We start from the raw sequence: 6,660 nt of genomic DNA, 5'->3' as shown, positions 1-6,660 counted from the left end.
TCGACTTCAAGCTGGACAAAGCTCATGATTCGAGTACAAATGTATTCTGAGGCAACGGGGCGTCCTCGAGTACATCCATATATGAGGCAACAGGGCTGCTCGAATAGGCGGAAAGACGTCCGCTCTGCGATTCTTGCTGCGGCGGGCTGAGCCGTAACCGATGTTCCTGCTCTGGCTGCCTGCTGCGGAGCACCTGGTCTTCGCTTGCCAGCGGTACCCGGCGCTGCATACCGGCCTCTTTCGGGGCATGCGCCAACAGCTTTGTCCAGAGTCTTGGTCCGTATCGTGCCGGCTGCGGTGTCAGGGGCTGCGGCCGGTCTCGCGTCTCGCTTCGCAACCACGGTGCCAGCTCCAGCCGCGGTTTCTTAAGCATCCGGCGTTGTGACTGGCCAAGCCGCTGAGGGAGCCGGAGAGGTTATGAGGCAAGATTCCGCACAGCAGATTGGCTGCCAAGAGCTTAGACTGATTTCCGAACCTGCGGCTCGTGTGATTGATTAGTATCACACAGTCGGCGACGGAATCTGGGCTTGACGTCAAGAGTCTCGTGTTGTGTCCCTGGGGTGCAGAGTTCGCTGCACGCCGTGACGCGGCACACCCGTCACCACTGACTTGGCAAGACGCGCCCTACGTTGTCAGGACAAGCCGCCGGCCGACGTCAACCCCGAAATCAGTTCAGATGCCGCTGCTCGGGTCTGGAACCGGTAGCGGATTCTATTTGAGCTTAACCAGTCGGCAGGTTGTGCTCGGCGCTGAACTACTCAGTTCACAAAGGTACACGCCGGGACCGACGAGTTTTCCGAATTGGTCGCGGCCGTCCCAAGTCACGGAGCAGGGAGTAGAGAGCAGGGAATAGGGAACCGGGAGGGTGCGGATGCAGCGGCCGGTGCTGTTGTAGATGCGGAGGCTGACGCCGCTATAAGCGACACGCAGGACAACGTTGCTGCGGAACGGGTTGGGGCGGGCCTGAAGTCCGCGGTCGCCGGGTTCGACATCGCCCGGGCCGGCAAGGCCGACGTTGCTGACAACGAACCTTATTGCAGCGCTCTCCGGTGCGCACACCGGCCAGGTGGTCCACAGGTCAATGTTCTGCTTGACGCAGAATGTGTCCTTGGCCCAGACATAGTAGTCAATCGTCGCCGAACTGGTTACTTTCGGAATGGTGAAGCAGTAGCGGCTGCCGGACGAAGAGTCGGGCCCAACTGCGCTCCAATTGCCGGAATTCACTCTGAAGAAGAGCGATTCGGCGCCGACTGCCTGGTCGTCATTGATGGTGGCCCAAACCTTGTACGGGCCGGGATAGTTCGTATCCGGCCAGACCCGCACATCAGAAAACGTTGGCGGTACTACGTCCCGTCCTGGAATCGAGACTGAGCCCAACAGAAACATGTCCTCGACATAGTTGAAGTTGGGCAGAGCGCCGCGCGGACTCCAGGCCGCGGCTGCGGGATTCGCACCAAGAAATACTCCGGGCACGAGCCATTCATATACCCAGCGCGTGTACCGAGTGTCCCATTCGTCGTTGAATGCCATTGAATCACGGACCACAAGGCAGGGCCAGTAGTACGGGCTGGACATCGGGACTTTGACCTTGCCCCGAGCAAGGACCTTCTTGGCGTGTCGCTCGTTTGCCATGTAGGGCACTTCGCCGGTGTCGCAGACCCAGTAGCTGTTTGCAGCCCAGCTTGCGCCGTAGTACATTGGTGTTAGATACACAGGGTAGTCTGGATGGTAGTTGCCGAGAAAACGGTAAACGTTGTCGAAGTCAATGCCGTCCATGTACAGGCCAAAGTTAGTCTTGTAATGGAACCGCCATGTTATTGCACCGGTACCAGAAGTATCGAACTCGCAGACATCAGCCGGCGGCGGGTCGTTGGTCATCGAATCCGGCGCCGGCGGCCGACCAGTACTTGCCGGTTTGAGCCCGACGCGGAAGATCCGCCCGCCGGGATAGACGGTCAGGTCCCAGTACTGCCGAGTCGAGTCTAACGGCGTCCACGGAAACATGCTTCCGTTCTGCCGGAGCCAGCCGTAGGTGTTGACGACCAGCGGTATTTCGTGGCTCTCGATCATGACATCGAAACCTGGGGCAGGTGCTGAAAGAGCGAGCAGCAACGATGCTACAAGACACGGTCTAATCATCTGTCCTCCTGCTCGATTCACAGTCCGATTGTAGATTTCGGTCTCCTGAAGTCAAGTTTCTGGCAGGTTCTGCTTGACTTGAGCCGGGTTTTGGCGTATCTATCCTTTCTTGGCGTACTTCCTTCAGCAGCTCATCAACGGGCTTCAGCTCGGTTTCGTGTATGCGCTCATCGCCCTGGGATACACCATGGTGTATGGTATCGTGCGGCTGATTAACTTTGCGCACGGCGACATATTCATGGTCGGCGCCTATCTTGGATACTTCGCTCTGAGCAGCCGGTCCCTTGCCACTGTTTCTGATTCGATGGCGCGGTCAATTGTCCGACTGATTCCAGCCGCGGGTACTGCCGGCCCCGTGCTGGCGCTGATCCTGGCAATTCTATTGGCGATGGCCGGGTGCGCCTTGCTGGGTACGGTTATCGAGCGGGTAGCATACAAGCCGCTGCGTAACGCTCCGAGAATCTCTGCGCTCATTACCGCGATGGGAGTGTCGCTATTCTTGGAGAACTTCACCAATCTGAAGTTCGTGTTTGGGCCGACTCCCCGGGCATTTCCTCGGCCTTTCGAAATATCGTCTTTTCGACTGGGCGGTGTGGAAATCACAAGTATTCAGATAATTGTGTTCGTGGTTTCGATCATCCTGATGCTTGCGCTCTCACTTTTTGTGAACCGAACCAAGACCGGCCGGGCGATGCGGGCGGTCTCGATGGACAAGGATACAGCTCGACTCATGGGCATCAACGTTGATACGGTTATCTCGGTGACGTTCGGCATCGGTTCAGCCCTGGCCGGGGCCGGCGGAGTGCTGTTCGGCATTGCGTATCCCCAGATACTGCCGTTGATGGGAATAATGCCGGGTCTGAAGGCGTTTGTTGCCGCGGTTTTGGGCGGTATCGGCGTGATACCGGGCGCGATGCTTGGTGCGGTCATAATGGGCGTAACTGAGACATTCACTTCGGCCTATGTTTCGTCAACTTTGCGCGACGCGGTAGCATTCGGCATACTAATCATTGTGCTGCTAGTGCGGCCGACCGGTATTCTTGGTAAGCCGATGCGGGACAAGGTGTAGCCAGAGCGGAATGGCTAAGTCACAATACCCAATGGCCGGGGGTCACAGGACACCGAGCGTGATACCAGAGGAGCGAGGCGACAGGCGAAGGCGTCTGGGTTCCGGGGTCGTTGCGACGGTGGTAGTTCTGGCCGCGTTCGCAGTGCTCCAGACACTGATGGCCCTGAGGGTGGTGAACTTGTACTGGCAGCAGGTTGCGACTCTGGCCGGAATCATGGTTATCTCCGCACTTGGGCTCAATCTGGTGTACGGATATACCGGCCAATTCTCGCTCGGCCATGCAGCGTTCTACGGCATCGGCGCCTATGCGTCGGCGCTGATTACCCGGACTCTGGGCGGGAGTGTATGGACGCTTCTGGTCGGCATCTTGGCAGGGACACTTCTGGCCGGTGTAGTAGCACTTGCGATTGGACTGCCGATCCTCAGGCTCCGGTCCGACTACCTCGGGATTGCCACGCTCGGGTTCGGCATCATCATGAAGGTGCTGTTTGACAACTCGGACAAGGTCATTCCAGTTCTCGGTGGCTCAGCCGGCATGTGTGGCATTCCTCGGCTTACGACTTTCATGTGGGTGTTTGTACTTGCGACAATTGCAGTTGTCGTACTCCGAAACCTTGTGTTCTCCAGTGTAGGACGGGCCCTGGTGTCGGTGCGCGAGGATGAGCTTGCGGCCGAGGCGGTCGGCGTGAACACGACGAAGTACAAGACAATGGGTTTCGTAGTCGGCTGCATGTATGCCGGGGTTGCCGGTGCACTGTACGCGCACCTGTATGCCTATCTGAATCCGGCCAATTTCGACTTTCTCAAATCCATTGATGTACTGCTTATTGTCGTCTTGGGCGGACTGGGCAGCATATCCGGGACTGTGGTCGCCGCGGTGGCCTGGACGTTCCTTCTAGAAGGGTTGAGGGTCGTGTTGCCGGCCGCGGTCCAAGACTGGCGTATGGTGATTTACCCGCTGATGCTCATCGTCTTTATGCTGGTCCGGCCGGACGGAGTGTTCCAAGGCACGGAGTTCGGATTCCTGAAGCCAAGGCTACCCGGGGTCAAGTGAACTACCAGCACGGGTTGACCGCGAGTCGAGAGAATTTGCCCACGAGCGGGTCTTGGCCCCTGCTGGAGATAATTGGTCTTACCAAGCGGTTCGGTGGCCTTTTGGCCGTGCACGACTTCACGGCCGCAGTTGCAAAGAATGAACTGGTCGGTCTCATCGGCCCAAACGGTGCGGGCAAGACAACGGTGTTCAATCTCGTGACCGGCATGTACGTGCCGACTTCAGGCGAAATCAGATTCGACGGCCGGAACATCACCGGCATGAGGCCGTACCGCGTGTATCAGCTTGGCATTGCCAGGACGTTCCAGAACATCAGGTTGTTCGGCCAGCTGTCGGTGCTGGACAACGTCCGGGTCGCATACTCGCATCGAGGCCAGGCCGGTTTTTTCGACGCGGTCGTGCGCAGTCCGAGATTCGGGCGCGAGGAGCGGGAAGTTACGGACCGGGCACTCGAGCTACTTGCGACGCTAGGCCTTGAGGCTCGCCGGAACGAGCTTGCCCGTAATCTGCCCTATGGCGAGCAGCGCCGGCTGGAGATTGCCCGAGCCCTGGTTGCTGAGCCCAAACTCCTGCTTCTCGACGAGCCGGCTGCCGGGATGAACCCGTTTGAGGTCGGGCAGTTGATGGAGCTCATCCGGTTCGTGAAGGACCGGTTCCGACTGACCGTATTCTTGATTGAGCACCAGATGAAAGTAGTGATGGGTGTGTGTGAACGGGTGCTGGTAATGGAGTTCGGGGAGCTGATTGCCCAAGGCAGGCCTGAGGAAGTGCAAGAGAATCCCAAAGTCATTGAAGCCTACCTCGGGCAGGCGGATGGCGATGCAGTGAGACCGTGAAAAAGTGAGACAGTCAGGATGTTGCTAGAAGTCAGGAACTTAGCGGTTGACTACGGCGCAATCCGTGCTCTTCACGGGATTTCGTTCGAGGCGGCCGAAGGCGAGATTGTGACGCTGATTGGTGCGAACGGTGCAGGCAAGAGCACGACACTGCGTACCCTTTCCGGCCTAGTTCGTCCGTCGGCCGGCGAGATTGTCTTTGACGGTAACCGCATTGACGGCCGTCCGGGACACACGGTCACTCGGCTAGGGCTGATCCAAGTTCCAGAAGGACGCAAGCCATTTGCAGACATGACGGTGCGTGAGAACCTGCTCTTGGGTGCTTTCAACCGTTCGCGACGCGAAGTCAGCGAGGCGATGGAGAGGGTATTCCGGTCGTTTCCGCGACTGAAAGAGAGGTTGAACCAGACCGCGGGCACCTTGTCTGGTGGCGAGCTGCAGATGCTGGCGATGGGTCGGGGACTAATGGCCAAGCCCAGGCTGCTCATGCTTGACGAACCATCAATGGGTCTGTCGCCGATTCTCGTTCGCGAGATATTTTCGATAATCGCCGAAATCAACCGACATGGAACGACGATTCTCCTAGTTGAGCAGAACGCTTTCATGGCGCTACAAATTGCGCACCGGGCGTACGTCCTTGAGACCGGTCGGATCGTACTTTCGGGCACGGCCCGAGAACTCCGCGAGGACCCGAGGGTGAAGTCGGCGTACCTAGGAGAATGACCGGCGGGAAGTAACAGTGACAAAGTGAAGGGCCCGGAACTTGACCGCTCCGTCACCCGGTCTCTAGGGCAGTTTACCTGGTACTCAGCGCTGGTCTGGCTCATCCCGGTGGTGGCACTTGCAGTCTACCTTTTCACGCTGACGCCAACGGTTGGTCTGATTGATTCGGGTGAGCTTGCAGCCGGCTGTCATCTGCTGAATATCCTGCATCCTACCGGATACCCATTGTACACGGTTATGGGCCGGCTCGCGAGCCTTGTTCCGGTGGCCAGTGTTGTCCAGCGGGTTGCGGGACTCAGTGCACTTCTGGGCGCTGCAGCAGTTGGACTTCTGCTTCTGCTTCTGTTCAGGCTCAAGGTTGGCAGGGTTGCGGCTGGGGTTACCGCACTGGTGTTAGCTTTCTCGTTCCCACTGTGGTCTGTGACCGTGGATGTGGAGGTATATGCCCTAACGGTAGTGCTTGCTCTTCTGATCTGGCTTGCGGTTCAAGCCGCGACAGATAGCGCTTCTCCGGCTTTTCTAACTCGGACGGTAGAAAGAAAAGCGGCAACGTCTGGCGACCGAAATCTACTTGTTGTTGCGTACTTGTGTGGTCTGGCGCTGACTAACCATATGTCGGCGATGAGCGTCGTTCTCGGTGCCGGCTTTGTGCTTATGTTTGAGCGGAGTAAGTCCCTGCTCAGACGTCTGCCGTGGATGGCGCTCCTGTTCCTGCTTGGACTTTCACCCTACTTGTTCCTGGTGCTGCGTGCCCGGACTAACCCGCTGTTGGCATGGGGCAACCCGGTCAACTTGGAGCGCTTGATCTGGCACGTTACTGGCAAGCAGTACCAGGTGTG

6 protein-coding genes are annotated in these 6,660 nt (G+C 58.1%); 5 read left to right on the top strand and 1 reads right to left on the bottom strand.

Annotated elements, in window-relative coordinates; genetic code table 11:
- Positions 1–711: 711 nt before the first annotated feature.
- Positions 712–2,139, bottom strand: a complete 1,428-nt coding sequence (locus ABIL25_10475; GenBank protein ID MEO0082692.1) for a hypothetical protein — start codon at positions 2,137–2,139, stop codon at positions 712–714.
- Between the two features lie 109 nt (positions 2,140–2,248).
- Here ABIL25_10475 and ABIL25_10470 point away from each other — a divergent pair, with 109 nt between their 5' ends.
- The 5 genes from ABIL25_10470 to ABIL25_10450 form a co-directional block, all read left to right on the top strand.
- A complete protein-coding gene (locus ABIL25_10470; protein ID MEO0082691.1) occupies positions 2,249–3,208 on the top strand; it encodes a branched-chain amino acid ABC transporter permease in 960 nt (319 codons plus the stop codon).
- Between the two features lie 10 nt (positions 3,209–3,218).
- Positions 3,219–4,262, top strand: coding sequence for a branched-chain amino acid ABC transporter permease (locus ABIL25_10465; protein ID MEO0082690.1), 1,044 nt, complete (start codon positions 3,219–3,221; stop codon positions 4,260–4,262).
- Positions 4,263–4,321: 59 nt separating this feature from the next.
- On the top strand, positions 4,322–5,098 hold the full coding sequence (locus ABIL25_10460; GenBank protein ID MEO0082689.1) for an ABC transporter ATP-binding protein: 777 nt from the start codon (positions 4,322–4,324) through the stop codon (positions 5,096–5,098).
- An 18-nt stretch (positions 5,099–5,116) separates the two neighbouring features.
- Positions 5,117–5,821 carry an ABC transporter ATP-binding protein gene (locus ABIL25_10455; GenBank protein ID MEO0082688.1) on the top strand — a complete coding sequence of 235 codons (705 nt, stop codon included), beginning with the start codon at positions 5,117–5,119 and terminating at the stop codon, positions 5,819–5,821.
- 24 nt (positions 5,822–5,845) lie between these two features.
- Positions 5,846–6,660, top strand: an 815-nt coding sequence (locus ABIL25_10450; protein ID MEO0082687.1) for a DUF2723 domain-containing protein, incomplete at its 3' end; no start/stop codon positions are given.

The sequence above is a fragment of the candidate division WOR-3 bacterium genome (assembly GCA_039801365.1).
GTDB lineage: Bacteria > Hydrothermota > Tepidihabitantia > Tepidihabitantales > Tepidihabitantaceae > JBDRUN01.
Note: the sequence above shows the minus strand (reverse complement) of the source record. Positions and strands in the feature narration are given on the sequence as shown.

Coding starts and splice junctions, on each gene's coding strand:
- ABIL25_10455 (MEO0082688.1), top strand. CDS start 5,117: ATGTTGCTAGAAGTCAGGAACTTAGCGGTTGACTACGGCGCAATCCGT.
- ABIL25_10465 (MEO0082690.1), top strand. CDS start 3,219: ATGGCTAAGTCACAATACCCAATGGCCGGGGGTCACAGGACACCGAGC.
- ABIL25_10475 (MEO0082692.1), bottom strand. CDS start 2,139: ATGATTAGACCGTGTCTTGTAGCATCGTTGCTGCTCGCTCTTTCAGCA.